Source organism: Novosphingobium ginsenosidimutans, from assembly GCF_007954425.1.
In the GTDB taxonomy this organism is placed as follows: Bacteria; Pseudomonadota; Alphaproteobacteria; order Sphingomonadales; family Sphingomonadaceae; genus Novosphingobium; species Novosphingobium ginsenosidimutans.
This window is the reverse complement of sequence record NZ_CP042345.1, coordinates 844043-869194: the sequence shown is the minus strand read 5'-3', so window position 1 is coordinate 869194 and position 25152 is coordinate 844043. Positions and strand designations below refer to the sequence as shown.

Annotated in this window: 27 protein-coding genes and 1 tRNA gene; 18 read left to right on the top strand and 10 right to left on the bottom strand. The window is 64.9% G+C overall.

Translation table 11 applies throughout. The features are described 5' to 3' along the window. Window positions 1-8: 8 nt before the first annotated feature. Window positions 9-1049, top strand: a complete 1041-nt coding sequence (gene ruvB, locus FRF71_RS04365; protein ID WP_147089407.1) for a Holliday junction branch migration DNA helicase RuvB — start codon at window positions 9-11, stop codon at window positions 1047-1049. Window positions 1050-1189: 140 nt separating this feature from the next. Here the strand turns inward: ruvB and FRF71_RS15400 are convergent, their stop codons facing one another. From FRF71_RS15400 to FRF71_RS04350, 3 genes are all read right to left on the bottom strand, one after another. Beyond that, window positions 1190-2023: a hypothetical protein gene (locus tag FRF71_RS15400; RefSeq protein ID WP_161597876.1), complete on the bottom strand. Its 834-nt coding sequence runs from the start codon at window positions 2021-2023 to the stop codon at window positions 1190-1192. Between the two features lie 321 nt (window positions 2024-2344). Further along, window positions 2345-5020, bottom strand: a complete 2676-nt coding sequence (acnA, locus tag FRF71_RS04355) for an aconitate hydratase AcnA (RefSeq protein ID WP_147089405.1) — start codon at window positions 5018-5020, stop codon at window positions 2345-2347. A 139-nt stretch (window positions 5021-5159) separates the two neighbouring features. Next, window positions 5160-6065, bottom strand: coding sequence for a DMT family transporter (locus FRF71_RS04350; RefSeq protein WP_238339420.1), 906 nt, complete (start codon window positions 6063-6065; stop codon window positions 5160-5162). Between the two features lie 115 nt (window positions 6066-6180). Between FRF71_RS04350 and FRF71_RS04345 the strand changes: the two genes are divergently transcribed. Together FRF71_RS04345 and FRF71_RS04340 are read left to right on the top strand one after the other, a co-directional pair. Continuing rightward, window positions 6181-6948: a cytochrome b/b6 domain-containing protein gene (locus tag FRF71_RS04345; RefSeq protein ID WP_147089403.1), complete on the top strand. Its 768-nt coding sequence runs from the start codon at window positions 6181-6183 to the stop codon at window positions 6946-6948. Further along, complete coding sequence (locus FRF71_RS04340) at window positions 6945-7700, top strand: molybdopterin-dependent oxidoreductase (protein WP_147089402.1); 756 nt, start codon at window positions 6945-6947, stop codon at window positions 7698-7700. The genes FRF71_RS04345 and FRF71_RS04340 overlap by 4 nt, the downstream gene beginning before the upstream one ends. A gap of 16 nt (window positions 7701-7716) precedes the next feature. On the opposite strand, the gene FRF71_RS04335 is transcribed toward FRF71_RS04340, so the two are convergent. Beyond that, on the bottom strand, window positions 7717-8019 hold the full coding sequence (locus tag FRF71_RS04335) for a putative quinol monooxygenase (protein ID WP_147089401.1): 303 nt from the start codon (window positions 8017-8019) through the stop codon (window positions 7717-7719). Window positions 8020-8186: 167 nt separating this feature from the next. Here FRF71_RS04335 and FRF71_RS04330 point away from each other — a divergent pair, with 167 nt between their 5' ends. Together FRF71_RS04330 and FRF71_RS04325 are read left to right on the top strand one after the other, a co-directional pair. After that, window positions 8187-8720, top strand: coding sequence for an FxDxF family PEP-CTERM protein (locus FRF71_RS04330; RefSeq protein ID WP_147089400.1), 534 nt, complete (start codon window positions 8187-8189; stop codon window positions 8718-8720). Window positions 8721-8927: 207 nt separating this feature from the next. Next, window positions 8928-9464 (top strand): FxDxF family PEP-CTERM protein, encoded by a 537-nt coding sequence (locus tag FRF71_RS04325; RefSeq protein WP_147089399.1) that lies wholly within the window; start codon window positions 8928-8930, stop codon window positions 9462-9464. A 69-nt stretch (window positions 9465-9533) separates the two neighbouring features. On the opposite strand, the gene FRF71_RS04320 is transcribed toward FRF71_RS04325, so the two are convergent. Together FRF71_RS04320 and FRF71_RS04315 are read right to left on the bottom strand one after the other, a co-directional pair. Beyond that, entirely contained in the window at window positions 9534-9914 is a 381-nt protein-coding gene (locus FRF71_RS04320; protein ID WP_147089398.1) for a thermonuclease family protein, read from the bottom strand. 95 nt (window positions 9915-10009) lie between these two features. Next, window positions 10010-11242, bottom strand: a complete 1233-nt coding sequence (locus FRF71_RS04315) for a NupC/NupG family nucleoside CNT transporter (RefSeq protein WP_147089397.1) — start codon at window positions 11240-11242, stop codon at window positions 10010-10012. A 116-nt stretch (window positions 11243-11358) separates the two neighbouring features. On the opposite strand from FRF71_RS04315, the gene FRF71_RS04310 reads away from it, so the two are divergent. The 6 genes from FRF71_RS04310 (at window position 11359) to FRF71_RS04285 (ending at window position 15505) form a co-directional block, all read left to right on the top strand. Continuing rightward, complete coding sequence (locus tag FRF71_RS04310; protein ID WP_147089396.1) at window positions 11359-12006, top strand: queuosine precursor transporter; 648 nt, start codon at window positions 11359-11361, stop codon at window positions 12004-12006. Between the two features lie 65 nt (window positions 12007-12071). Then, window positions 12072-12968 (top strand): acetylglutamate kinase, encoded by an 897-nt coding sequence (argB, locus tag FRF71_RS04305; protein WP_147089395.1) that lies wholly within the window; start codon window positions 12072-12074, stop codon window positions 12966-12968. Between the two features lie 29 nt (window positions 12969-12997). Beyond that, complete coding sequence (locus FRF71_RS04300) at window positions 12998-13291, top strand: YggT family protein (RefSeq protein ID WP_147089394.1); 294 nt, start codon at window positions 12998-13000, stop codon at window positions 13289-13291. Next, window positions 13288-14187 carry a bifunctional methylenetetrahydrofolate dehydrogenase/methenyltetrahydrofolate cyclohydrolase FolD gene (folD, locus tag FRF71_RS04295; RefSeq protein WP_147089393.1) on the top strand — a complete coding sequence of 300 codons (900 nt, stop codon included), beginning with the start codon at window positions 13288-13290 and terminating at the stop codon, window positions 14185-14187. The genes FRF71_RS04300 and folD overlap by 4 nt, the downstream gene beginning before the upstream one ends. A 10-nt stretch (window positions 14188-14197) precedes the next feature. After that, complete coding sequence (locus FRF71_RS04290; RefSeq protein ID WP_192900031.1) at window positions 14198-14881, top strand: hypothetical protein; 684 nt, start codon at window positions 14198-14200, stop codon at window positions 14879-14881. A gap of 3 nt (window positions 14882-14884) precedes the next feature. Then, complete coding sequence (locus FRF71_RS04285) at window positions 14885-15505, top strand: MarC family protein (protein WP_147089392.1); 621 nt, start codon at window positions 14885-14887, stop codon at window positions 15503-15505. Between the two features lie 6 nt (window positions 15506-15511). Here the strand turns inward: FRF71_RS04285 and FRF71_RS04280 are convergent, their stop codons facing one another. Further along, complete coding sequence (locus FRF71_RS04280; protein WP_147091521.1) at window positions 15512-16117, bottom strand: LON peptidase substrate-binding domain-containing protein; 606 nt, start codon at window positions 16115-16117, stop codon at window positions 15512-15514. An 8-nt stretch (window positions 16118-16125) separates the two neighbouring features. After that, window positions 16126-17022 (bottom strand): tetratricopeptide repeat protein, encoded by an 897-nt coding sequence (locus FRF71_RS04275; protein WP_147091520.1) that lies wholly within the window; start codon window positions 17020-17022, stop codon window positions 16126-16128. Window positions 17023-17213: 191 nt separating this feature from the next. Here FRF71_RS04275 and FRF71_RS04270 point away from each other — a divergent pair. The 5 genes from FRF71_RS04270 (at window position 17214) to FRF71_RS04250 (ending at window position 19590) form a co-directional block, all read left to right on the top strand. Next, window positions 17214-17288: transfer RNA gene (locus tag FRF71_RS04270), tRNA-Gly, on the top strand. 65 nt (window positions 17289-17353) lie between these two features. After that, a complete protein-coding gene (locus FRF71_RS04265; RefSeq protein WP_147089391.1) occupies window positions 17354-17905 on the top strand; it encodes a hypothetical protein in 552 nt (183 codons plus the stop codon). Window positions 17906-17999: 94 nt separating this feature from the next. Beyond that, window positions 18000-18458 carry a Dps family protein gene (locus FRF71_RS04260; RefSeq protein WP_147089390.1) on the top strand — a complete coding sequence of 153 codons (459 nt, stop codon included), beginning with the start codon at window positions 18000-18002 and terminating at the stop codon, window positions 18456-18458. Window positions 18459-18496: 38 nt separating this feature from the next. After that, entirely contained in the window at window positions 18497-19117 is a 621-nt protein-coding gene (locus FRF71_RS04255; protein ID WP_147089389.1) for a 6-phosphogluconolactonase, read from the top strand. After that, window positions 19105-19590, top strand: a complete 486-nt coding sequence (locus FRF71_RS04250; protein ID WP_147089388.1) for an NUDIX domain-containing protein — start codon at window positions 19105-19107, stop codon at window positions 19588-19590. The genes FRF71_RS04255 and FRF71_RS04250 overlap by 13 nt, the downstream gene beginning before the upstream one ends. Here FRF71_RS04250 and dinB read toward each other — a convergent pair. Further along, window positions 19559-20689: a DNA polymerase IV gene (dinB, locus tag FRF71_RS04245; RefSeq protein ID WP_147089387.1), complete on the bottom strand. Its 1131-nt coding sequence runs from the start codon at window positions 20687-20689 to the stop codon at window positions 19559-19561. The two genes, FRF71_RS04250 and dinB, sit on opposite strands and share 32 nt — an antisense overlap. Window positions 20690-20755: 66 nt before the next feature. On the opposite strand from dinB, the gene FRF71_RS04240 reads away from it, so the two are divergent. Both FRF71_RS04240 and FRF71_RS04235 read left to right on the top strand, forming a co-directional pair. Then, window positions 20756-22024, top strand: coding sequence for a multidrug effflux MFS transporter (locus FRF71_RS04240; RefSeq protein WP_147089386.1), 1269 nt, complete (start codon window positions 20756-20758; stop codon window positions 22022-22024). Window positions 22025-22030: 6 nt separating this feature from the next. Further along, window positions 22031-23494: a glycerol-3-phosphate dehydrogenase gene (locus FRF71_RS04235; protein WP_147089385.1), complete on the top strand. Its 1464-nt coding sequence runs from the start codon at window positions 22031-22033 to the stop codon at window positions 23492-23494. Here FRF71_RS04235 and FRF71_RS04230 read toward each other — a convergent pair. Then, window positions 23479-25044 carry an acyl-CoA carboxylase subunit beta gene (locus FRF71_RS04230; protein WP_147089384.1) on the bottom strand — a complete coding sequence of 522 codons (1566 nt, stop codon included), beginning with the start codon at window positions 25042-25044 and terminating at the stop codon, window positions 23479-23481. The genes FRF71_RS04235 and FRF71_RS04230 overlap by 16 nt on opposite strands. Between the last annotated feature and the right edge of the window lie 108 nt (window positions 25045-25152).

Below are 25152 nucleotides of genomic sequence, written 5' to 3'. Positions count from 1 at the left end.
TTGTCGCAATGACCGACAACCCGCTCCTCTCCTCCACCCGCCAGGTTGAAGACGCCGACGCGGCGCTTCGGCCGAAGTCACTTGATGAGTTCGTGGGGCAGGCGGCGGCGAAGGATAACCTGCGGGTGTTCATCGAATCTGCGCGGCAACGGCGTGAGGCGATGGACCATGTGTTGTTCTTCGGCCCGCCCGGCCTCGGCAAGACGACGCTGGCGCAGATCGTGGCGCGCGAGCTGGGCGTGGGTTTCCGCGCGACCTCCGGCCCAGTGATCGCCAAGGCGGGCGATCTGGCGGCGCTGCTGACCAACCTGGAAGAGGGCGACGTCCTCTTCATTGACGAGATTCACCGGCTCAATCCGCAGGTCGAGGAAGTGCTTTATCCGGCGATGGAGGACCGCGCGCTGGATCTGATCATTGGCGAGGGGCCCTCGGCGCGCTCGGTGCGGATCGACCTGCCGCCCTTCACGCTGGTTGGCGCGACCACCCGGCAGGGGTTGCTGACCACACCGCTGCGCGACCGTTTCGGGATCCCGGTACGGCTGAACTTCTATACCGAACAGGAGCTGGAGCGGGTCGTGACGCGCGGCGCAGGCTTGCTCGGGATCGGCATTGAGCCGGCCGGCGCGCGCGAGATTGCGCGGCGATCGCGTGGGACGCCGCGGATCGCCGGGCGGCTGCTGCGCCGGGTGCGCGACTTTGCCCATGTCGAGGGTCATGCCGCGATCACGCAGAGCCAGGCTGACTCAGCGTTGACCCGGCTGGAGGTCGATAACCTCGGGCTTGACGCGATGGACCGGCGTTACCTCACCATGATTGCCGAATTCTACAATGGCGGGCCGGTCGGCGTGGAAACGCTGGCGGCCGGCTTGTCCGAACCGCGCGACACGATCGAGGATGTGATCGAACCCTATCTGATCCAGCTTGGACTGGTCGCGCGGACGGCGCGCGGACGTTGCCTCAATGCGCGGGCCTGGCAGCACCTTGGCCTGGCGCCACCTGCAGGGAACCAGGGCGGCCTGTTCGATTCCGCTGATCCGACAGACAAATAGCCTGCGTCCAACAGCTGACTGTTAGTACTTTTAGCTACATTCGGTTCCAGATTGGGACAGGTACCTTTCCCTGCTTGGGCCTTTTTGCCAATTCTTGCTCTGGGCTTGTCCGAAACAGGGTTAACACGATTGTCCCTTAATCATTCGTCTGCGCTTCTCTGCCTATAGGGGCATGATGGCGGCCACGGCGCCAGTTTTCCACCCCAGCCAGTGGCAAAGAGAGCAGAGCTTATGTCGGTACGGATGGCCCTTGTGAAATTGTCCGCCATTGCTGCGGGCGGTGCCGTCGTCGGAGGCGGAGCGGTGCATGTTGCCGAGGCTCCAGCGGCCCAAGTCCAGTACGTCAAGCATGCCAAGCCCAAGGCTATGAAGCGCAAGATCGCGCGCACCGCTCCGGCTGCGCCGCGAATGAAGAAGATCCGCCGCGTGGTGACCAAGTCGGTCGCCTGTGCCGCACCGGCTCCGCAGCAGCTGGCCATGATGCCGATGCCGCTCCCGCCGCTTCCGCCGATGCCGACCCCGCAGGGCGGTGGCAGCGAAGTGACCGTGATCGGCGGATCGGGCGGTTTCGGCTTTGGCGGCGGCTTCTTCGGCGGCTTCTTCGGCGGCGGCTCAGGCGGCGGCGGCAGCGTCGTTGTTTCAACCACCACTTCGGGCGGATCGACCTCGACCTCCACTTCCAGCGGCGGTTCTTCTTCCTCGACCTCGGGCGGCAGCACCTCCAGTTCGACCGGCGGCCTGACCAGCACGACCACCACGGGCGGCATTTCGTCGAGCTCGACCACTTCTACGGGTGGCTTGTCGACCTCGACTTCGACTTCATCGGGTAATGTCACCTCAACCAGTTCGTCGTCGGGCAACGTTTCGACCAGCACCTCAAGCTCGGGCAATGTTTCGACCAGCACGTCAAGTTCAACGTCTGGGAATGTAACGTCGTCGAGCTCGACCAGCACTTCAACTTCGAGCTCAGGCAATATCTCGTCCTCGACGACTACTACGAGTGGAGGCTTTCCACCCTCGCCGCCGCCGACTTCCACTTCAACCGGGGGCGATTTTCCGCCTCCGCCTCCTCCGCCACCTCCTCCCACTTCCACGGGTGGCACCGAAGTCCCCGCGCCGCCCATGCTGCTGCTGTTCGGCGCGGCCGCTGCGGCTCTGGTCGGGCGTCGTCGCCTCGCCGCCAGGCCGGCCTAGGATCGCGATTCAGTTGGAAGGGGGGAGGGCGGCCATGGTGCCGCCCTTCTTCGTTCAGGTGTGGAATTGGTCGGCCGTCCAATGAACGGCCGACCAATGGATCAGGCGGCCAGCTTGCGCAGTACGTAGTGCAGGATGCCGCCGTTCATGAAGTATTCGACCTCATTGGCGGTATCGATCCGGCACAGCGCGGTGAAGCTGAACTGGCTGCCATCCTTGCGGGTGACTTCCACCGTCACGTCCTGACGCGGAGTCAGGCTGGCAACACCCTTGATGGTGTAGGTGCAATCGCCGTCAAGGCCCAGCGTTTCGCGGGTTTCGCCGTCCTTGAACTGCAGCGGTAGCACGCCCATGCCAACCAGGTTCGAGCGGTGAATGCGCTCAAAGCTCTCAACAATCACTGCGCGCACGCCCAGCAGATTGGTGCCCTTGGCAGCCCAGTCACGGCTGGAACCGGTGCCGTATTCCTTGCCGGCGACGACCACCATCGGCGTGCCATCGGCCTTGTGCTTCATCGCGGCATCGTAAACCGGCATGACTTCGCCGTTGTACTTGCTCATCCCGCCTTCGATGCCGGGGACCATCTCGTTCTTGATGCGGATATTGGCAAAGGTACCGCGCATCATCACTTCATGGTGGCCGCGGCGCGCGCCATAGGAGTTGAAGTCAGCCTTCGCGACCTGGTGCTCCATCAGCCACTGGCCAGCCGGGCTGTCAGCCTTGATGTTGCCGGCCGGGCTGATGTGGTCGGTCGTGATCGAATCGCCGAGGATCAGCAGCGGCTTGGCTTCGATGATGTCCTGCACCGGGGCCGGGGTCATCGACATGCCTTCGAAGTAGGGCGGGTTGGCAACATAGGTGCTGCCAGCGCGCCACTGGTAGGTTTCCGAGCCGGTCACATTGATCGCCTGCCAGTGCTCGTCGCCCTTGTAGACGTCGGCATAGCGGGCCTGGAACATCTCGCGCGTCACGCAGGCGTTCATGGTTTCGGCGACTTCGAGGTTGGTCGGCCAGATGTCCTTCAGGAACACGTCCTGGCCATCCTTGCCGGTGCCGATCGGGGTGGTGACGAAATCATCGATCACCGTGCCCTTGAGCGCATAGGCCACGACCAGCGGCGGGCTGGCGAGGAAGTTGGCCCGCACGTCCGGTGAGACGCGGCCTTCGAAGTTGCGGTTGCCCGAGATCACGGCGGCGGCGACCAGCCCGTTATCGTTGATCGCCTTGCTGATCGGTTCAGCGAGCGGGCCCGAGTTGCCGATGCAGGTGGTGCAGCCATAGCCGACCAGGTTGAAGCCGATATTGTCGAGGTGGCTCTGCAGCCCGGCCTTGATCAGGTAGTCGGTGACGACTTGCGATCCTGGAGCAAGGCTGGTCTTGACCCAGGGCTTGGGCTTCAGGCCCAGCTCGTCGGCCTTCTTGGCGACAAGGCCGGCGGCAACCAGTACGCCTGGGTTCGAGGTGTTGGTGCAACTGGTGATCGCGGCGATCATCACGTCGCCATCGCCGATATCGAAATCCTTGCCCTCAACCGGCACGCGGGCGTTGGTCTTCTTGTAGGTTTCAGCCATGTCCTTGGCGAAGACATCGTCGACATCTTCCAGGTTGACGCGGTCCTGCGGGCGCTTCGGCCCGGCGAGGCTGGGGACTACGGTGCCCATGTCGAGTTCGAGCGTCGAGGAAAAAATCGGATCGGTGGCGGCCGGATCGATCCAGAAGCCCTGTTCCTTGGCATAGGCTTCGACCAGGGCAATCTGGCTTTCCTCGCGGCCGGTCAGGCGCAGGTAATCGAGCGTCTTGTCGTCGATCCCGAAGAAGCCGCAGGTCGCGCCATATTCCGGCGCCATGTTGGCCAGCGTCGCACGGTCAGCCAGGCTGAGCGAGGCGAGGCCGGGGCCATAGTATTCGACGAAACGGCCGACCACGCCGTGCTTGCGCAGCAGGTTGGTGCAGGTCAGCACCAGGTCGGTCGCGGTCACGCCTTCGCGCAGAGCCCCGGTCAGCTTGAAGCCGACCACTTCGGGGATCAGCATCGAAACCGGCTGACCGAGCATAGCCGCTTCGGCTTCGATCCCGCCGACGCCCCAGCCCAGCACGCCCAGGCCGTTGATCATCGTGGTGTGGCTGTCGGTGCCGACGCAGGTGTCCGGATAGGCCACGGTCGCGCCGCTCTGGTCCTGGCTGGTCCACACCGTCTTGGCGATGTTTTCCAGGTTCACCTGGTGGCAGATGCCGGTGCCGGGCGGCACGGCGTAGAAGTTGTTGAGCGACTTCGATCCCCACTTCAGGAAGTCATAGCGCTCCATGTTGCGGTGATATTCGATCTCGACGTTTTCCTGGAACGCCTTGGGATGGCCGAACTCGTCGACCATGACCGAGTGGTCGATCACCAGGTTGACTGGGACCAGCGGATTGATCTTGCTGGTATCCCCGCCCAGCTTGGCAATCGCATCGCGCATCGCGGCAAGGTCAACCACGCAGGGCACGCCGGTGAAGTCCTGCAGCAGCACGCGGGCGGGGCGGTACTGGATTTCCTCGGCCGATTCCTTAGGGTTCTTCTGCCAGTCGATCACCGCCTTGACGTGATCGGTCGAAACGGTGAAGCCGCCGTCTTCAAAGCGGAGCAGGTTTTCCAGCAGGACCTTCATCGAGAACGGCAGGCGGCTGATATCGCCCAGCTTGGCCGCGGCCTTCTTGAGCGAATAATAGGCATAGTCCTTGCCGCCGACGGTCAGCGTGCTGCGCGTCCCGAGCGTGTCCTGTCCGACCTGGGTCATCCCGCAAATACTCCTGTTGGTGGTGCCCGCCTGCGCGCACGCCCCTTTCGCGGGTGCAGCCGAGCCATATCGGCGCCGCCGATGCGCGGGTTTGGGCGGCGCGTCAAGTAGCTGGACCGGGAAACCGGCCCGGAGCGAACTAAAGCGTGGTCTGCTCGGTATGGGCGGGCACAGCCTTGCGCGCGGCGATCCAGCAGCCGATCACGATCAGCGCCACCCCGGCCAGCGTTTCGACCGTCACCGGCTCGGCAAAGACCAGCCAGCCCAGCAGCGCGGCCCAGATGAACGCGGTATACTCGATCGGCAGCAGCACTTGCGCCTCGGCCCGGGCATAGGCCCAGCTCAGCAGCATCAGTGAAATCGCGGCCAGCACTGCCCCGGTCGCGATTTCGCCCAGGACCGGCAGGCTTGGCGTTACCGCCAGCCAGGGGGCGGCCAGCGCCAGGAACAGGCCGGCAAAGCCCATCTGGAACAGCGCCACTTCCTGCGGGCTGGCGAGCTGCGCCTGCTTGCGCTGGAAAATCAGGTTGAAGGCATAAAGGACGGCCGAAAGCAGCACTGAAGCGATGCCCCATAAGGCATCCTCGCTCAGTGCCTCGCGTCCGAGCCGGCCTGCACCGATCACCAGCACCCCGGCAAAGCCCAGCAGCGAAGCGATCACGGCACCCCGGCCGATTTTCTCGCCCAGCATGACGGCGGCAAGGTACAGCGCGATCAGCGGGGCGATGAAGGACAGGGCGATCGCCTCGGCCAGCGGCAAGCGGATCAGGCCCCAGAAGAAGCTGGTGGCAAGGCCCGCGCTGATTGCACCGCGCAGCGCGTGCAGGCGCAGCGCCGGACCTTCCGGCCAGCGCCCGCCCGTCGCGCGCCACAGCGGCAGCATCAGCAGCACGCCGAAGCCTGAGCGAAACAGCATGGCGTTATAGGCGCCGACCTGCAGGCTGGCGCTTTTCATCACGGCATCCATCACGCTGAACAGCGCGATCCCGCTGGCGGCCAGCAGGAAGGGCAGAACAGGATGATGGCGTTGCTGGCCCGGCGGCACGAATTCTCTCCCCTTGCCTGCCGGGTAAGGGAGGGCGGCGGGGGTGGCAAGCTGCGGCTGGCTTTTTTGTATGAGGCTTGTAACCTTTTGCCTGTGCCCGCCGAAAAGGGATTTGATGGACCAGTATTCTCCGCCTGCTGATGACCTGTCGCAGCCCCGGGGCGGCGATTTCGTCCGCCGCCATGCGCTGGCCACCCGGCTGTGGCACTGGACCAATGCCCTGTGCATCCTGGTCATGCTGATGAGCGGGCTGATGATCCTCAATGCCCATCCCCGCCTATACTGGGGACATTACGGTTCGGAACACGACAAGGCCTGGCTGGTCTTGGCCGCGCTGGAAGATACCGCCTTTCCCGGCTGGATGACGATCCCGTCAGACTACAGCCTGGCCGATGCGCGGATTTGGCATTTTGCCTTTGCCTGGTTGCTGGTGCTGGCTTTCACCGGTTACCTGATCTGGGGCCTGGTGCGCGGCCATATTCGGCGGCGGTTGCACATCACGCGGACGGAATGGAACCCGCGTTACATCCTGCATGACCTGGCCGAGCACGCCAGGCTGCGCTTTCCGACCGGGCCAGAAGCGATCAACTACAACGTCCTGCAGAAGCTGGCCTATGGCAGCGTTCTGTTCGTGCTGCTGCCGGCGATCATTCTATCCGGTCTGGCCATGTCACCGGCGCTTGATGCCGCCTGGCCCTGGCTGGTTGACCTATTCGGCGGGCGGCAATCGGCCCGTTCGATCCATTTCCTGGCCGCATCGGGGTTGGTGCTGTTTTTCTTGGTTCACATTGCGATGGTGGTGCTGGCCGGACCAATCAACGAGGTGCGCTCGATGCTGACTGGCTGGTACCGCTTGCCGCAGGACAAGGAGGACCCGGCATGATCTTCACCCGCCGCAAGGCGCTGCAGGTTGGCGCGGCTGGTGCGGGCGGCCTGTTGCTGTCAGGCTGCGATGCCCTCAACGATAGCCAGTCGTTCAAGGATGGGCTTGCCGGCGTCGGCCGTCTGCATGAACTGACCCAGCGCACGATCATCGGCGACAGCCTGGCGCGCGAGTTTACCGAGGCCGACATGTCGCCGGTGTTCAAGGCCAATGGCAGCCTGCGGGTTGCCGATCCGGCCTATCGTGCGCTGCTGGTCGGCGGATTTGCGCAGTGGGCCTTGCGGGTCGATGGCCTGGTCCACCGCCCCCTGGCCCTGCCCCTCACCGCACTTCAGGCCATGCCGCAGCGCACCCAGATCACCCGTCATGACTGCGTCGAGGGGTGGAGCGCGATCGGCAAGTGGCAGGGGCCGCAGCTTGGTGCGATTCTGTCACAAGCGGGGCTGATGCCGGGCGCGCGTTATGTGGTGTTCCACTGCGCCGACAAGTTGGAAGGCAAGCCGTTTTACGAGTCGATTGATCTGGTCGAGGCTTTCCACCCCCAGACCATCCTGGCCTGGCGGATGAACGACGCGCCCTTGACCGAGCCGCACGGCGCCCCGATCCGGCTGCGGGTCGAACGGCAATTGGGTTACAAGCAGGCCAAGTACATCATGCGCATCGAACTGCGCGAAAGCCTGGCCGGGCTATACGGCGGCCGCGGCGGCTTCTGGGAAGACAATCGCGGCTATCAGTGGTGGGCCGGGATCTAGGACCCCGGCCGTATAGTCACATGATCCGGCGGACCGCTTCCCCGGAATAGAGCCACAGTTCCGCGCCTTCGCGCTTCACGCCGCCCATTGCCTTGTTGAAGGCGGCCATGTGGGCGCTCTGGCCGTGGGCGGCGAGCGCTTCGGCGGTTTCCCAGCGTTCGGCAATGCGGATCAGGTCCGGGTCGTTGATATCGCGGGAAAAAGCATAGGTCAGGCAGCCTTCTTCCTTGACCGTCTCAGCGACCATGGTGCGGGCAGCATCGACAACCTTGTCGAACTCACCCGTTGCCAGCTTCAACCAGCCTTCGATTATCAGCATTGCCGTCTCCAATTTTTTCGCAGTTTCCGGGAACTTTTTTGATTTTTCAGCCCGTATCAGAGGGGCCACGGACTGCCGCTCTGACGTTGTTAGAGCAAGCCGTGCGTCATAGAAACCCACGACCTGATCAGAGCCCCCAACCCGTCTGGAATCAGGAGATACGTCAAATGAGAAAATATGCCCTCATGCTCGGAGGGGCGTTAGCCCTTGCCTGCAGTTCGAATGCCAATGCCGCGTTGGTGGTCCTGGTCGGCGGCGATTCTGCCGGCACGTTCCGCAACACCGATGTGGTTTGCACGCCGGCACCGGCGCCCTGTACCTTCAGCGATACGGCAACTTTCATCACGCCGAAGGACTTTACGACGCTTAGCGCCACGATCTCTTCGATCCTGACCGGTGGTAACCTGGCCACCAACATCGATTTCACTTCGGTCATGATCAATGGCGTGGAATTCGCGATCGGTGCGACTGGCAACACCGAATTCCGGTTCCTGGCCGATTTGCTGCTTGGTCCCGGCAAGACTAACACCCTTACAATCACGGGCACGACTGGCGGTGACGCATCCTACAGCGGGACCCTGTCATTTGCTGGCGCGTCGGGCGTTCCGGAACCGTCGACCTGGCTGATGATGATCCTGGGCATCGGCTTTGCAGGGCTGGCGCTGCGCCGCCGTCAGACCGTTCGCGTGTCCTATAGCTAGTTGAACGGGCCGAAACAGAGAGCCCCGGCCTGCATGGTCGGGGCTTTTTGTTCCATGCAACTCAGCCTGATGCTCATTCTGTCCCATTGCGGGAAAGACTAAAATTTACCTTACACAATGACGGTTAATCTCTTTGCAACCACCTGCGAATCGACGTAGGTAGGCTCCACGGTAATTCCGGGTGGGAATCGGTTCAGGAGATAGAGAATGAAGAAGTTTTTGCTGGCGGCGACTGGGGCTGCGGCTCTTGCATGTAGCGCCAACGCTAACGCCGCGCTCGTTGTCAACATTTCCGGCTCGTCCGGTAGCTTCGGTAATGCCAGCGTAACGTGCGCGCCGCTCACCGCACCTTGCGTGTTCAAGGACGTTGTCAGTTTTGTCACCCCGGCTGGATATCGCTTGGTTTCGGCAACGATCACGACTGCGTGGACTGGCTCGACCCTGGCTGCCCAAAACCTGACAAACATCGATTTCACCTCGGTCAAGCTGAACGGCAACGCTTTCACTTTGAGCCCCACCGGTCGCAAGGAAGACGGGTACTTGTTCGACCTGCTTATTACGCCGGGCGGTAACAACACCTTGGAAGTGTCAGGCCTGTCAGGCGGTGGCGCTTCTTATGGCGGTCAGCTTTCGTTTGCTGCTGTGCCTGAGCCTTCGACCTGGCTCATGATGATCCTGGGCGTGGGTATTGCTGGCGCCGCGCTGCGTCGCCGCCGCCAGACCGTCAAGGTCAGCTACGCCTGATCCTAGCTGATCAAGCCCACTGAACCGCTTAAAGCCCCGGCATTGCCGGGGCTTTTTGTTTGTGAGCCATCAGTTGGCTGCTGCGCACCAGCTAGATGGCTGCCCGCGCCAAGGCTCCGCCAGCCCTTCCGCCACAAGTTGGCTGCCAAGGCTTTTGCCGCCGCGCAAGACCACGGCGAGCCGGCGGCCATAGCGATCGCGACTGCGGGGATCGTCCAGCAGTTCGACCGGACCCTGGTTGAGCAGGTCAAGCAGCCGCAGCTTCGCCGCCTCGCCGCGCAGGCGTTCGCTGGGGCATTGGGCCTGGCTGGTCTCGGGCGCATTGATATCGGCGATCCGCACCTTCTCCCCCGCCAGCCAGAAGGTATCGCCGTCAACCACGCAGGTCTGGCGCGGAGCGGCCCCGCAGAGTGTGAAGACAAGGGCGGCGGAGAAGGCGAGCGCGGGCATGGCCCGATAATTGCTTCGCCCAGCATTGGTCCGCTATCCGGACAAACCCGTGGTTTCCCTCGAAATCCGAGGGATTAGCGACCGGAAGATGAGCCCTAAAGGCTCAGGAACAGCCCGGCGAGCGCCGCGCTCATCAGGTTGGAGAGGCTGCCGGCGATCAGCGCCTTCAGCCCCAGCCGCGCGATCACCGGGCGCTGTTCGGGCGCAAGGCTGCCGGTAACTGCCATCTGGATCGCGATCGAGCTGAAGTTGGCAAAGCCGCACAGGGCAAAGGTCACCACCGCGACGGTCCGTTCCGACAGTCCCTGGACCTGGCCCAGGTCAATGAAGGCGACGAATTCGTTGAGCACCACTTTGGTGCCGAAAAATCCGCCCGCACGCAGGGCTTCAGCCCAGTCCGGTGCAGCCAGCAGCCAGAAGACCGGCGCAAAGACGTGGCCCAGCAGCATCTGGAACGACAGTTCGGGGTAGCCGAACCAGCCGCCGATGCCGCCCAGGATGCCGTTGGCCAGGGCCACAAGCGCGACGAAGGCCAGCACCATGGCACCTACCGCCACGGCCAGCTTCACCCCGGTCTGTGCCCCCTGCGATGCGGCCATAATGATGTTGGCCGGGGCTTCATCTTCAAGCCCCGCCACCTTGACTTCATCGGGTTCGACGATCTTCTCGCCCTTGGGGTCGGGCATGATGATCTTGGCCATCAGGATGCCGCCCGGCGCCGACATGAAGGCCGCGGCAACCAGGTAATCGATCCGGATGCCCATGCTGGCATAGGCGGCGAGGATCGTACCCGCGACCCCGGCCATGCCGACCGTCATCAGGCAGAACAGCTGGCTGGGGGTCAGCGCGGCAAGATAGGGCCGGATCACCAGCGGGCTTTCTGACTGGCCAACGAAGATGTTGCTGGCAGCGCCCAGGCTTTCGACCTTGCTGACCCCGGTAACTTTCTCCAGCGCGCCGCCGATCCATTTGATCACCAGCTGCATGATGCCGAGGTAATAGAGGATCGAGATCAGCGCGGCGAAGAAGATGATCACTGGAAGGGCGGCAATGGCAAAGCTGGTGCCGCCGATCTCGGGCTTGGCGAGCGGGCCAAACAGGAACTCGACCCCGGCATGGGCATAGCCGAGCAACGCGCTGACCCCATCCGAAGCGCCTTTGAGCATGTGCTTGCCGAAGGGGACATAGAGCACCAGTGCGGCGAGCCCGGCCTGGAGCGCAAAGGCCGCGCCAACCACGCGCAGCCGGATCGCCTTGCGATCGGAGGACAGCAGAATGGCCAGGCCCAGGATCAGCACGATCCCGATCAGGCTGTTGACGATCAGCATGGCAATGGCGCTCCCCCAGGTACTTCGGGGGCGAGTGGTAACGGGCATCGCGGCCTGCGCCTAGCCGTATTTGCCGGGCCTTCCACAAGCGTGGGAAGGTCGCTAAGCCTCTGCCGATGCAGACTGTCGCCATGCCCCGCTCGCTCTTTGTCTATTCGCTGCTTTACGGGGGGCTGTGCGTCCTGGCCGGGGTCATGGGGGTCAAGCTGGCCTCGCTGGGCACCTGGCCGGTGCTGGGCGAACTCGCGGTGGAAAGCGGGATCTTTGCCTTTCTGTTCCTGGTGATCATTTCGAGCGCCGTGGCAGAACTGTTTGGGCAGGACCGCGCGAACCAGTTGGTCCGCTTCGGCTTCGTGCCACTGATCGTCTCGATGGTGATGCTGACAGTGGTTATCCGCCTGGTGCCGCCAGCACCCTTCTGGGGCGATCAGGAAGCCTTCGCCAAGCTGCTGGGTCAGGGCGTGCGGATGCAGTTTGCCGGGCTTATCTCCTATGGCACTTCGCAGACGCTCAACGTCTATCTGTTCAGCCGGATCGCCGGCGGACAAGGCAAGGCGCTGGTCTTCCGGGCCTGGATTGCCAGCCTGCTGTCGCAGATTGTCGATACGATCCTGTTCATCACGATCAGCTTCTATGGCCAGGACATGCCCTTGGGGCAGATTATGGAAGGCCAGATCATCTCGAAGCTGGTGCTCTCGACCATCATGGTCCCGCCGCTGATCGTGGTCTTCGTCAAGCTGGGGCGCTGGCTTGACCGGGGCTGAGCCAGCCTGCCGCCTGCGACAAAAGGCTTCAATTCCGTGGCCAGCAGGCTAAAGGCCGCACCATCATGACCCAGTCCCACGATCCTCAGATGCTTACCAAGGCCGAAACGCTGGTCGAGGCGCTGCCCTATCTGCAGCGCTATGCCGGGCGGACCTTTGTGGTGAAGTACGGCGGCCATGCCATGGGCGATCCCGAACTGGCGCGCGATTTTGCCGAGGACGTCGTGCTGCTGAAGGCGGTGGGGATCAACCCGGTTGTGGTTCACGGTGGCGGTCCGCAGATCGGCGCCATGCTCAAGAAGCTTGGGGTTGAGAGCAAGTTCGTCGATGGCCTGCGGGTGACTGACAAGGCCACAGCGGAAATCGCCGAAATGGTTCTCTCCGGCGCGATCAACAAGGAACTGGTCGGCTGGATCGCCGGAGCCGGCGGCAAGGCGCTGGGCATTTCGGGGAAGGACGGTGGGCTCGTGATCGCCACCAAGGTGGAACGCACCACCAAGGACCCCGAAAGCAATATCGAGCAGGCCGTTGACCTGGGCTTTGTCGGTGAGCCGACCGCGGTCGACGTGACCCTGATCGAAACCGCCAGCGCTGCCGGCATGATCCCGGTCATCGCGCCGATTGCGCCGGGGGTCGATGGCGAGACCTACAATATCAACGCCGATACCATGGCTGGCGCGATTGCTGCGGCGCTGGGCGCGGCGCGGCTGTTCCTGCTGACCGATGTGGCCGGCGTGCTCGACAAGCAGGGCAACCTGCTGACCGACCTGACTCCGGCCGACATCACCAAGCTGCAAGACGATGGCACGATCAGCGGCGGGATGATCCCCAAGCTTGAAACCTGCATCCACGCGGTTGAGGCCGGGTGCGAGGCCGCGGTCGTGCTCGACGGGCGCGTCCCGCATGCCATGCTGATTGAAATCTTTACCTCGCGCGGGGCAGGCACCCTGATCCGCCGCTAACGGCCCTTTCTTTTCCAAGGACCAACCCGATGATCAACGAAGTGCTCGTCCCGATCCTGGTGCTGTTTGCCAACGTGATCACCACGGCGGTGATCGTGCAGTTCATCCTGGGGCTGCTGATCAGCTTCAACGTGGTGAACTATCATAACCAGCTGGTTTCGGCGCTGTGGACCGCGCTCAACGCGATCCTCGATCCGATCCTGGCGCCGATCAAGCGCCGCATGCCCAACACTGGCGGGATCGATTTCTCGCCGATCGTGCTGTTGCTGCTGATCCAAGTGGCGATCATCATCCTTTCCTACGTTGGGCGCCAGGTCGGATGAGCCAAGCCGAAGTAATCGACGGCAAGGCCTTTGCAGCTGGCCTGCGCGAGCGCGTAGGCGTGGCTGCCGCCGCGTTTGCGGCCAAGGCAGGGCGCAAGGCAGGCCTCGCCGTGGTGCTGGTCGGCGATGATCCGGCCAGCCAGGTTTATGTTCGCAGCAAGGGCAAGCAGACGGTTGAGGCGGGCATGGCCAGCTTCGAGCACAAGCTGCCCGCCGCGACCACCCAGGCCGATCTGATTGCGCTGGTCGAACAGCTCAATGCCGACCCGGCGGTCGATGGCATTCTGGTCCAGCTGCCACTCCCCAAGCATCTCGACGAACAGGCGGTGGTCGAGCGGATCAGTCCGAACAAGGATGTCGACGGCCTGACGCCGACCAGCACGGGCCGGCTGGCTCTTGGTCTGCCAGGGCTGGTGCCATGCACCCCGCTTGGTTGCCTGATGTTGCTCAAGGACAAGCTGGGTAGCCTTTCGGGCAAGGATGCCGTGGTAATCGGGCGTTCGATCCTGGTCGGCAAGCCGATGGCGCAGCTGCTGCTGGCCGAAAGCTGCACGGTGACCATCGCTCACAGCCGCACGCAAAACCTGCCAGACGTGGTGCGCCGCGCCGATATCGTGGTCGCCGCTGTCGGCCGACCGGAAATGGTCAAGGGTGACTGGATCAAGCCCGGCGCGACGGTGATCGATGTCGGAATCAACCGCCTCCCGGCGCTGGAAGGCGAGAATCGCGGCCGGCTGGTCGGCGATGTCGACTATGAGGACGTGCTGCCAGTCGCTGGTGCGATTACTCCAGTCCCCGGCGGGGTCGGTCCGATGACCATCGCGGTCCTGCTGCGCAACACGCTGGTCGCCGCGCATCGCAATGCAGGGGTGGCGCTGGAGGACCAAGCGCTTTAGGCTGCTGCCCATGAAGCGTTTCCTGGTCGCCGCCGCATTTTCGCTCGCTCTTGCCGCTTGTGCTTCCGGGCCAAGCCGGCCGCGCTATGGCCCGCCGCTGAAGCCGGTCGCCAATCCCAGCGAAGTGATCGCAGCCGAGCTCGCTTTTGCCCGGCTGGCGCAGGAGAAGGGTCAGTGGGCTGCCTTCCGCGCCACCGCGGCCGAGGGTGCGGAGATGTTTGTGCCGCAGCGTGTCAAGGCGGCGGACTGGCTGAAGGGCCGGGCCGAACCCGCCGTCGCCGTTACCTGGCAACCCCATGCCGTTTGGTCGAGCTGCGACGGCTCCTACGCCGTGACGCGCGGCGGCTGGCAAAGCCCCAACGCCAGCGGCACTTTCGCGACGATCTGGCAGCGGCAGAAGAATGGTGAGCTCAAGTGGATCGCCGACATGAGCCTGACCTCGGACGGTGCCTCGGCAGCGCCGGAAATGATCGCCGCGCGTGTGGCCGAATGCAAGGTCCGCCCGGTCCAGCCGCCCCTGATCGCGGTAGCCGATAGTGACTGGCAGACGGGCGCGTCGGTGGACGGTACCCTGCGGTGGGGCACTGGCGTGGGCCGTCTGGGTGGACGCACGGTGCGCGTCTCGCTGTGGAACGGGACGACCTTCGAAACCGTCCTCGAACAGACTGTCCCGGCCCCAGCTGCGGTGCGTTAGACCATGCTCGAGCTGTTCCTCTCCGCCTTTATCGCGCTGTTCGTGGTGATCGATCCGCCCGGCTGCGCGCCGATCTATGCTGGCCTGACCAGCGGAGCCAGCCACGCCCAGGCACGGACAATGGCGCTGCGGGCCTGCTTCATCGCCACGATTATCCTGCTGATCTTCGCCGTGTTCGGGGAAGATCTGCTCGGCGCGCTGCACATCGAGCTCGATTCCTTCCGGATTGCGGGCGGGATCATGCTGTTCCTCATCGCGCTCGATATGGTGTTCGAAAAGCGCACCCAGCGCCGTGAGGAACGCGCGGAGAAGATCAAGGGCACGCCCGAGATCGAGGATGTCTCGGTCTTCCCGATGGCCATGCCGATGATCGCCGGTCCGGGCTCGATCGCCACGATCATGCTGCTGACGGCGCGGGCCAATGGCACGAACGAAACGCTGGTCGTACTGGGCGCGCTAGCGGCAGTCATGCTGCTGACCTTGCTGGCGCTGGTCGCCGCCGGCCCGCTGATGAAGCTGCTCGGCGCGCGGGTGGAAGCGGTCATCACCCGCCTGCTCGGCGTGCTGCTGGCGGCGCTTGCGGCGCAGTATGTGATCGATGGCCTGAAGGCCACGCTGGCCTAGACCAGGCTATTGCAGCGTAACCCGGCCTTCGTCGCTGTCACGGCGGCCGAAGAACTGCATCAGCTGGACCAGCAGCTCGCACCGCGCGGCAAGGTTTGGTGCCTCAAGCAGCGCTTGCTTCGCCGCCGCATCGAACGGGGCGATCTGGCTGACCCCGTCGATCAGCGAACAGTCGTCCAGCGTTGTCACTGCTTCCCAGTCGACCCGGTAGCCCTGGGCCTCGGCAAAGCGCCGCGCCTCGCGCTCAAACCCGGCACGCTCGATCGGCGAGAGCGCCTGAAAGGGCGGCTCCTCGAGCAGCTCGACCTCGACCTGGCGGAAGGGGGTGATGACATCAAGTTCGCGCAGCAACCGAAAGCGCGATTCGCCTTCCAGCACCAGGTTGAAACGCCCGTCCTCCAGGGCCTCGACATCGGCGATCTTGCCAACGCAGCCGACGGTGAAGAGCGGCGCGTCATCTTCCGGGCGCTGGGGCTGGATCATGCCGATCCGGCGATCGCGGGCCAGGGCATCGGTTACCATTGCCCGGTAACGCGGCTCAAAGATGTGCAGCGGCAGTTGCAGCCCGGGGTAAAGCAGGGCACCGGTCAGCGGGAAGATCGACAGGCGCACGGGGCTGCTCACCCGAACAGGACCAGCGACAGCTTGCGGCGCGTGGCGGCGACCCACGGGTCTTCCAAACCGACGGCTTCAAAGATCTGCAGCAGCTTGGCCCTTGCGGCGCCTTCGTTCCATTCGCGGTCGGCAGCAATCATGGCGAGCAAAGTCTCTGCCGCCGCATCGCGTTCCCCGGCGGCGAAGGCAGCCGTGGCATAGGCCAGCTGGCCGTCGGGATTGTCTGCCGTCGCGCCAGCGCGGAGCGCGGCCAACTCATCGTCGGCCGGCCGGTCCTTGGCCAGATCGAGCGCGGCGCGGGCCCGGGCCACCTCGGCATCCTTGGCCAGGGCCTCGGGCAGTTCGGCCAGCACGGCCTCGGCTTCGGCAAGGTGCCCCGCCGCAATCAGTGCACGCAGCAAGCCGCCCTGGGCTGCGCCATTGTCGGGTGCGATTTCGGCGATCTGCATGAATATGTTGGCAGCCCGCTCGGCATCGCCGCCGGCCAGCGCATCCTCGCCCATGGCGATCAGCGGGCCGACATCCTGCGCCGGCGCGGCGCCGCCCGGCTGAACCGGCAGCTTGGCCAGCAACTGGTCAAGAATGCCCTTCAGCTGCGATTCGCTGCGGGCGTTGGTCAGGTCCGCCACCGGCTGACCCTGGAACATGGCATAGACCGTGGGGATCGGGCGGACCTGGAATTGCGCGGCGATGAACTGTTCCTCGTCGACATTGACCTTGGCCAGGACCACGCCCTTGTCGGCATAGTCCGCCGCGACCTTTTCCAGCATCGGGGTCAGCGCTTTGCATGGACCGCACCATTCGGCCCAGAAATCGAGGATGACGAGACTGGTCATCGACGGTTCAACCACGTCCTTGCGGAACCGGTCGACCGCCTTCTGCTCGTCGAGGCTAAGGCCCATGCTTGCCAAGGGTAAACTCCAGATGGATTTGCGCTTAGCCCCCAATGTGGGCTTTCGGGGGCATTTGTGAAGTCACAAAGCGCTGCTTTCACATTCTGCGCATTTTCCCCTTGGCAAGCCGGAAGGCCGATGCTAACCGCGCGCCTCTCCCCGGCCCCTGCCGCACTGGCACAGGGCTTTGGACGTTCAGAGCGGGCGTAGCTCAGGGGTAGAGCACAACCTTGCCAAGGTTGGGGTCGAGGGTTCGAATCCCTTCGCCCGCTCCAGAAACATCATTCAGAAACCATCGAACCGTCGTGGCCTTCGGCCTGCATGTTGCTATGCGTCATGCATGACCGGCTTGCTCTTCGCCCTCCTTGCCACGCTGCTCGTCGGGGTTGGCGCGCGCGACCAGGTGCTGGTGGCGCAGCTGGCCGAGCGGCAGGGCGCACGGCCCAGCTTGTTGCTGGTGGCAAGCGTTAGCGGCATGGCGGCAGCAGGGCTGGCGGCCTGGGGCGGGGCGCAGGTGGCTGGCTTGATGGTTGGCAATGCGCGCTGGTTTCTGGTTGCCCTGGCGCTGGGATTGGCAGGGCTCGAACTGATCGTGCTGGCTCCGCGCGCCGCCCCAACGGAGCCGACTCATTCGCTGGGCGCATTTGCCATCGTGATCTTCGCCATGCAGCTGACCGATGCAGCGCGCTTTCTGGTTTTCGCGCTGGCTGCGCTTACCCGGGCGCCACTGACAACCGGCCTGGGCGGCGCTGTGGGGGCGGCGCTGGTGGTCGGGGCGGGCTGGATGGTAATCGGTCAGCTCCCCTGGCTGGGCCGGGTACGGAGGGCGTTTGGCGCGGGACTGCTGCTGCTGGCAGCGGGTCTGGGGTTGCAGGCCAGTGGCCTGGTCTGATCCCAATGTCCGATCACACAGTCCAGATTATCCGGTTTTGTCGATTAGAGCGGCGGCGGTAGTAAGCCCTCATTCCAACCGAGGGGAACCGCCAATGACCCGTACCGACAATTCCCGTGCCGCGCTTGTCGCCAGCCTCAATGCCTTGCTGGCCGATTGCTTCGCGCTCTATCTCAAGACCAAGAACTTCCACTGGCACGTCGCCGGCCCGCAGTTCCGCGATCTGCACCTGCTGTTCGACGAACAGGCGACCGAGATTTTTGCCCTGACCGATCTGATCGCCGAACGCGTCCGCAAGAATGGTGCCGATACGCTGACATCGATCGGGGCAATCGCGCGCTCCAGCCGGATTGTCGATCAGGATGCGACTACGCAAGGCTCGGAAGCGATGATCGCCGAGCTCAAGGCCGATAACGAAGCCCTGATCCTGGCGCTGCGCGAAACCAAGGCGGCGGCCGGCGCAGCCGGTGACAATGCCACCGACGGCGTGATCGACGACTGGACCGACCAGGCGGAACAGCGCGTCTGGTTCCTGGGCCAGTTGCTCAAATAATCGCTCGCGGGTGAGGGCAGCGATGCTATGCGCTGGGCATGACCTCCCCGCGCATTGTTTCTGCCGCCACCGATAGCCAGATCGCCGACTGGCTGTTCGAACACTTGTCCGCCGCGCTGGCCGGAACCGGCGGCCCGGTTGCGATTACCGTGCCTGGCGGTTCGACCCCCTTCCCGATCCTGGCCGAACTGGCGCAGCGACCGCTCGATTGGAGCCGGATCGCCGTCTGGCCGGGTGATGACCGGATCGTCCCCGAGGATCATCCCGCCAGCAATGTCGGCCGGATCCGGGCCTTGCTGGAACCAGTGGGAGCCAAGGTCGTGGCGCTGACCGAGCACGCCGTGCCGCCGCACTTTGCCGTGGCCTGGCTGGGCATGGGCGGGGATGGGCACATTGCCAGCCTGTTCCCCAATACCGATCCCCAAGCTGACGATCCTCTGTCGCTGCGCCGCCTGACCCCTGATCCGCTCCCGCCCGAGGCGCCGTTTGACCGGCTCAGCCTGACCATCCCGGCACTGCTCGATGCCGATCAGGTGATCTTCGTGATCCGCGGGACGGACAAGGTCGCACTGTTCGAGGCGGCCACGCGCGGCGAGCATGACCTGCCGGTCGCGCGCCTGCTCCGCGCCGCCCGTCAGCCGGTGACATGCTTCGCCTGATTCCTCGGCCGCTACACCGGGTGCTGCTGGTCCAGGCGCACCGGGTGCGGCTGGTCTGGTGGCGGATCCGAAAGCCGCTCTTGCTCGGATGCCGGGTCCTGGCCTTCGACGATGAAGGGCGCGTGCTACTGGTCCGCCACTCCTATGGCAGCGGGCGCTGGATGTTACCCGGTGGCGGAATTGGCCGGGATGAATCGCCGGTGATTGCCGCGCTACGCGAACTGGCCGAGGAAACCGCCTGCGCGCTGGAAGACCCGCGCGAGCTGGCGATGATCGAGGAGCCGCTGGCCGGCACGGTCAACCGCGTCCATGTCATCACCGGCCGCGCGCGCGGCGTGCCGCAAGGCGACGGGCGCGAGATCGTGGCGGCGGAGTTTTTCGCCCCGGATGCCTTGCCCCCCAACCTGGCAGAGCAATTGCAGCGCAACCTGGCGGAGTGGATCAGAACAGCGAGAGTTGGCTCGCCGACCTGACCAAGGCGGGTGCTTCAGGCTCGTCCTCGATCAGTTGCGACAGCGTCAGCCCCATCAGCCGGACGGGCTGCGGCAAGGGCAGCAGTTCCTCGAGCAGGGCATGCCCGATCTCGGCAAATTGGTTGCGGTCCCGCACCGGCTTGGGGAGCGAGCGGGCGCGGGTCAGGCCGGTGAAGTCCTTGAGCTTGAGCTTCAGGGTCACGGTTCGGCCTTCGGACCGGCTGCGCTCGATCCGGTCCCAAGTCAGGCCGACGATCCGCTCAAGCTGTTCGCGCAGCGCTGCGCCAGAGGAAATGTCGTGATCGAAAGTCCGCTCGGCCCCGACCGACTTGCGTGCCCGGTCGGCCTTGACCTGGCGCAGGTCGATCCCGCGGGCGGCGCGGTAAAGGTAATCGGCCTGGCTGCCGAAATGCTCGCGCAGGAAGTAGATGTCCTTGGCGGCCAGGTCAGCGCCGGTCTCGATCCCCAGCTGCTTCATCCGCTCGGCGCCGCGCGGGCCGATGCCATGAAAACGCTTGACCGGCATGGCGGCAACAAAGGCTGCACCTTCACCGGGGCGGACTACGCAGATACCGTCTGGCTTGTTCTGATCGCTCGCCAGCTTGGCGATGAACTTGTTGTAGGAGACGCCTGCGCTGGCGGTCAGTCCGGTCTCGGCCTTGATCCGGGCGCGGATCAGCTCGGCAATGCGAGTGGCCGAGCCGATGCCCTTCACATCGGCGGTGACATCCAGATAGGCTTCATCCAGCGATAACGGCTCGACCAGCGGGGTATAGTCACGGAAGATGTCACGGATCTGGTGCGAGACGGCGGTGTAAACGGGAAAGCGCGGGCGCACGAAAATCAGCTGCGGGCAGAGCCGTTTGGCAGTGACCGAGGGCATGGCCGAGCGGCAGCCGAACTTGCGCGCCTCGTAGGAACAGGTGGTCAGCACGCCGCGCGGCCCATCGCCGCCGACCGCCACGGGCTTGCCGCGTAGCGCGGGGTCGTCGCGCTGTTCGACGCTGGCATAGAAGGCGTCCATGTCGACATGGATGATCTTGCGCAGCCCCTGTCCGGGCGCATCGTCAAAATCAGCCTCGTCGGCGGGTTCGGCCATGCTGGCAGCTTTACCCATGCGAATTCAGTCTGGCCAGCGCAGGCGGAACAGGCCAAGGGCAGGCGCATGCCATCCGTGAGTCCCCCTGCACCAGGCGCGAGCCTGGGTGAGCGCGAATTCGTCGCGCTGATGGCGATGATCATGGCGCTGCAGGCGCTGTGCATCGATTCGATGCTGCCCGCCCTGGGCATCACGGCCGAGGACCTGGGGGTGCGCGATCCCAACCAGCGGCAGCTGATCGTCGGCGTCTACCTGATCGCTGCCGGGGTAGGTGCGCTGTTCCCGGGCGCCCTGGCCGACCGGTTTGGCCGCCGTCCGGTGCTGTTTGTCAGCCTGGCGGCCTATGTCGCGCTGTCGCTGGCTTGCGCGCTGGTGACGGATTTTACCGTCATGCTGGTGCTGCGCGCCGCCCAGGCGGTGACCAGCGCCGGCCTTTCGGTTCTGCCCAACGCGATCATCCGTGACCGCTTTGCGGGCGACCGGATGGCACGGGCGCAATCGACCGTGGCGGTGATCTTCATGATCGTGCCGATGGCCGCGCCGAGCTTTGGCCAGGCCATTCTTGCGGTGGCGAGCTGGCGCTGGATTTTCGGCGGCATGGCGCTGCTGGGGCTGGCAGTCTGGCTATGGGCCTGGATTCGGCTGCCGGAAACGCTCGATCCGGCCAATCGCCAGTCGATCGCCCCGCGCGCAATCGTGGCCAATATGTGGACCGCCGCGAGCAACCGTGCCTCGATGGGTTATGTCATCGGCGCTGCGCTGTTGGTCTCCGGCCTGTTCGGCTATATCAATTCCGCCCAGCAGCTGGTGGCGGAACACTTTGGGGCCGGCGCGACCTTCCCGCTGATCTTTGCCGTGATGGCGGGCGGCATGGCCGTGGCCAACTTCTTCAACTCGCGGATCGTCGAGCGCTTCGGGGCGCGGCGAGTATCGCATACCGCCTTGCTGGCCTTTATCGTGGTCAGCTCGGTGCAGGTCTGGCTGGCGCATCAGCCGCATCAGACGCTGTGGCAGTTTGTACCGGTGATGGGCCTCAACATGTGCCTGATGGGCTTTCTCGGCGCCAACTTCGGTTCGATTGCCCTGCAGCCTTTCGCCCGGATTGCCGGTGCGGCCAGTTCGTTCCAGATGTTCGTGCGGATGGCCGTGGCGGCCAGTCTCGGCGCGATGATCGGCCAGGCTTACGATGGCACCGCGCGGCCCCTGGCCTGGGCGCTGCTGGCGGGAGGGATCGCCGCACTGGTGCTGGTGCTGTACAGCGAGCAGGGCCGCCTGTTCCGCCGCCTCACCCCGCCGGGGGTTGTGCGGCCCGTCCCGAACCCGGATGTGAGATAGAGCCACATGCAGTTTGACCTGGCAGTGATCGGTGGCGGTGTGAACGGCGCGGGGATTGCGCGCGACGCGGCCGGACGCGGCGCAAGGGTGCTGCTGCTCGAAGCGGGTGACCTGGCGCAGGGCACATCGTCGGCTTCGACCAAGCTGGTGCACGGCGGCCTCCGCTATCTTGAGCATTACGAGTTTGCCCTGGTGCGTGAGAGCCTGACCGAGCGCGAGGCGCTGTGGGCAATCGCCCCGCACATCATCCATCCGCTGCGCTTTGTCCTGCCGCACGTGAAGGGCCTGCGCCCGCGTTGGCTGCTGCGGCTCGGGCTGTTCCTTTATGACCATATCGGTGGGCGCAAGCACCTGCCGGCGACCCGCTCGATCAACCTGCACCGCCATCCGGCCGGCGCGCCGCTCAAGGGCGAGTTCGGCCCGGCTTTCGAGTATTCGGACGGCTGGGTCGATGATGCGCGGTTGGTCGTGCTGAACGCCCTCGATGCGGTGGCGCACGGCGCAGAGGTCCACCCGCGCACGCCGCTGACGGCTGCCCGGCGCGTTGACGGGGGGTGGGAGCTAGAGACCCCGCATGGCCGTTTCACCGCCGCCGCGTTGGTCAACGCGGCTGGACCGGCCGTGCTCAAGGTCGATGGCCTGCTGGGCGAGGCGCCCGAATATGGCATGCGGTTGGTGCGCGGCTCGCACATCGTGGTCCGCAAGCTGTTCGATCATCCTTACGCCTACTTCTTCCAGCTCGCCGATGGCCGGATCTTCTTCGCGATTCCTTATGAGCGCGATTTCACGCTGATCGGCACGACCGACCGCGACCACACGGTGGGCGAACCGATTGTCGCCAGTGAAGAAGAAATCGCCTACCTTTGCGAAGGGGCGAGCAATTACTTCAAGACGCCGATTACCCCGGCGGACGTGGTCTGGACCTATTCGGGGGTGCGCCCGCTGGTCGACGATGGCTCGGGCAAGCCTGAATCGGCGACGCGCGGCTACCGGCTCGACCTCTCGGATAAGGACGCCGGTGCGCCCTTGCTCAGTGTCTATGGCGGCAAGATCACCACCTATCGCCACCTGGCTGAGGAAGCGGTCGATCTGATGGCCGCGCGCCTGCCAGCCCTGACGGGCAAGGCCTGGACCCGGTCGCGGCCGCTGCCCGGCGGCGACTTCCCGCTCGACGGGCTCGAACCGCTTAAGGCCACGCTAACCGCGCGCTATCCGTTCCTTGATGCCGGCACGGTCGACCGGATCGCGCGCGCCTATGGCACCCGGGCGGAGCGTTGGCTGAATGGCGCCGAAGGCTGGCAGGCGCTGGGCAAGAGCTTCGGCGCCGGGCTGACTGCGGCCGAGGTCGATTTCCTCCGCCAAGAGGAATGGGCGGCAAGCGCCGAAGATATCCTCTGGCGCCGGACCAAGCTGGGTCTGCGGCTCAGCGCGGCGGAGCAGAAAGCGCTCGCGGACTATCTCGGCGGTTGATCCGCCCCCAAGCGCCGCCAGGCCAGTTCGGCAAATTCGCACAGCAAGGGCCGGGTATCGCGCGGGTCGATGATGTCCTCGACATTGAAGCGCTCGGCGCTGCGGAAGGGTGAGGTGACCTTTGCCAGCCGCGCGCGGATCGCTTCCAGCTCGGCCGCCGGGTCCTCGGCGGCCTCGATCTCCGACTTGTAGGCCACTTCCAGTCCGCCCGCGATCGGCAGACTGCCCCAGTCGCCCGAAGGCCAGCAATAGCGGTACTGGTAGGTATCGGCATTCGACATCGCGCTGCCAGCAATGCCATAGGCCCGGCGCAAGACCACTGAGGCCAGCGGCACGGTCGCCTTGTAGATCGCGTTCATCGCCTGGACGCCATAGCGGATCGTCCCGGCAATCTCGGCCTCGCGCCCGATCATGAAGCCGGGGTTGTCGACCAGGTGGACGATCGGCAGGCGGAACAGGTCAGCCAGCTTGACGAAGCGTTCCACCTTCTCGCTGGTCTTGGCGTCCCACGATCCGCCCAGGAAGCTGGGATCGCTGGCCAGGACCATCACCGGCCAGCCATCGAGCCGCGCCAGCGCGGTGATCGCGGCGCGGCCCCAGGCCCGCCCGATTTCGAACACGGTGCCCCGATCAAACACCAGGTCCATGGCCCGGCGCATCGAGTAGACTTCCTTGTCGCCGCGTGGGACCAGGCTGAGCAGCGCCTCCTCGCGCCGGCCCGCGGGATCGCCGCTTTCGATTCGGCGGGCAGGGGCCCCGACATATTCGGGCATGAAGCCCAGGAAGTGCCGCGCACGGGCAAAGGCCTCGGCCTCGCTGGCCACTTCGTCATCGACCACGCCGTTGCGGGTGTGGATCGCAGAGCCGCCTAGTGCTTCCTTGGCTTCCTCGTGGTTGACCGAGCCTTCGTCTTTCCAGGCCGTGCCCATTGCATCGACCACGGCCGGACCGGCGGCGAAAATCTGGGACAGGCCGCGCACCATCACCGAATAGTGGCTGGCCGCGATCCGGGCCGCGCCAAGGCCTGCCGTCGGGCCCAGCGCCAGCGCCACGACCGGCACGGTATCGAGATTTTTCACCACCTCGCCCCACATGTGGACGGCGGGAATGTAAGTGGCGCCGATCATCTCGAGCGTCTTGACCGAGCCTCCCCCGCCGGTGCCATCGATCATCCGCACGATCGGGAGCTTCAGCTCGTGGGCCATCTTCTCAGCCTGTTCCATCTTGCGGCCGATCCCGGCATCTGCCGCCCCGCCCCGGATGGTGAAATCGTCGGCTGTCGCCACCACTGGGCGGCCATTGATCGTGGCCTTGCCGAACAGAAACGGGGCGGGCAGCACGCCGGTCAGGTTGCCTTCCGCGTCGTAGGAGCCCTTACCGGCGATCTTGCCGATTTCGCGGAAGCTTCCTGGATCGACCAGCGCCGCCAGCCGGGCGCGGGCATCCATCTTTCCGCGGCCGTGCTGGCGCGCAACCTTGTCTGGTCCGCCCATGGCTTCGGCCAGCGCCTCGCGGGCGCGCAATTCCTCAAGTTCCCTGGCCCAGCTCATGTCAGATCGTGCCTCTCCTCGGCCGCATGGCGGGCCGACATCCCGCTCCATCGCTAAGCCCTGTGCGCGGGCGCTGCAATGCCCCTTGCGCTTGCCCCGCGCCGACAC

Coding starts and splice junctions, on each gene's coding strand:
- FRF71_RS04235 (WP_147089385.1), top strand. CDS start 22,031: ATGCAGTTTGACCTGGCAGTGATCGGTGGCGGTGTGAACGGCGCGGGG.
- FRF71_RS04315 (WP_147089397.1), bottom strand. CDS start 11,242: ATGCTGATCGTCAACAGCCTGATCGGGATCGTGCTGATCCTGGGCCTG.
- dinB (WP_147089387.1), bottom strand. CDS start 20,689: ATGGCCGAACCCGCCGACGAGGCTGATTTTGACGATGCGCCCGGACAG.
- FRF71_RS04300 (WP_147089394.1), top strand. CDS start 12,998: ATGATCAACGAAGTGCTCGTCCCGATCCTGGTGCTGTTTGCCAACGTG.
- FRF71_RS04345 (WP_147089403.1), top strand. CDS start 6,181: ATGGACCAGTATTCTCCGCCTGCTGATGACCTGTCGCAGCCCCGGGGC.
- FRF71_RS04320 (WP_147089398.1), bottom strand. CDS start 9,914: ATGCCCGCGCTCGCCTTCTCCGCCGCCCTTGTCTTCACACTCTGCGGG.
- FRF71_RS04260 (WP_147089390.1), top strand. CDS start 18,000: ATGACCCGTACCGACAATTCCCGTGCCGCGCTTGTCGCCAGCCTCAAT.
- FRF71_RS04330 (WP_147089400.1), top strand. CDS start 8,187: ATGAGAAAATATGCCCTCATGCTCGGAGGGGCGTTAGCCCTTGCCTGC.
- FRF71_RS04275 (WP_147091520.1), bottom strand. CDS start 17,022: ATGGGCCTTAGCCTCGACGAGCAGAAGGCGGTCGACCGGTTCCGCAAG.
- FRF71_RS04285 (WP_147089392.1), top strand. CDS start 14,885: ATGCTCGAGCTGTTCCTCTCCGCCTTTATCGCGCTGTTCGTGGTGATC.
- FRF71_RS04265 (WP_147089391.1), top strand. CDS start 17,354: ATGACCGGCTTGCTCTTCGCCCTCCTTGCCACGCTGCTCGTCGGGGTT.
- FRF71_RS04240 (WP_147089386.1), top strand. CDS start 20,756: ATGCCATCCGTGAGTCCCCCTGCACCAGGCGCGAGCCTGGGTGAGCGC.
- FRF71_RS04290 (WP_192900031.1), top strand. CDS start 14,198: ATGAAGCGTTTCCTGGTCGCCGCCGCATTTTCGCTCGCTCTTGCCGCT.
- FRF71_RS04325 (WP_147089399.1), top strand. CDS start 8,928: ATGAAGAAGTTTTTGCTGGCGGCGACTGGGGCTGCGGCTCTTGCATGT.
- FRF71_RS04340 (WP_147089402.1), top strand. CDS start 6,945: ATGATCTTCACCCGCCGCAAGGCGCTGCAGGTTGGCGCGGCTGGTGCG.
- FRF71_RS04250 (WP_147089388.1), top strand. CDS start 19,105: ATGCTTCGCCTGATTCCTCGGCCGCTACACCGGGTGCTGCTGGTCCAG.
- ruvB (WP_147089407.1), top strand. CDS start 9: ATGACCGACAACCCGCTCCTCTCCTCCACCCGCCAGGTTGAAGACGCC.
- FRF71_RS04255 (WP_147089389.1), top strand. CDS start 18,497: ATGACCTCCCCGCGCATTGTTTCTGCCGCCACCGATAGCCAGATCGCC.
- argB (WP_147089395.1), top strand. CDS start 12,072: ATGACCCAGTCCCACGATCCTCAGATGCTTACCAAGGCCGAAACGCTG.
- acnA (WP_147089405.1), bottom strand. CDS start 5,020: ATGACCCAGGTCGGACAGGACACGCTCGGGACGCGCAGCACGCTGACC.
- folD (WP_147089393.1), top strand. CDS start 13,288: ATGAGCCAAGCCGAAGTAATCGACGGCAAGGCCTTTGCAGCTGGCCTG.
- FRF71_RS04310 (WP_147089396.1), top strand. CDS start 11,359: ATGCAGACTGTCGCCATGCCCCGCTCGCTCTTTGTCTATTCGCTGCTT.
- FRF71_RS04230 (WP_147089384.1), bottom strand. CDS start 25,044: ATGAGCTGGGCCAGGGAACTTGAGGAATTGCGCGCCCGCGAGGCGCTG.
- FRF71_RS04335 (WP_147089401.1), bottom strand. CDS start 8,019: ATGCTGATAATCGAAGGCTGGTTGAAGCTGGCAACGGGTGAGTTCGAC.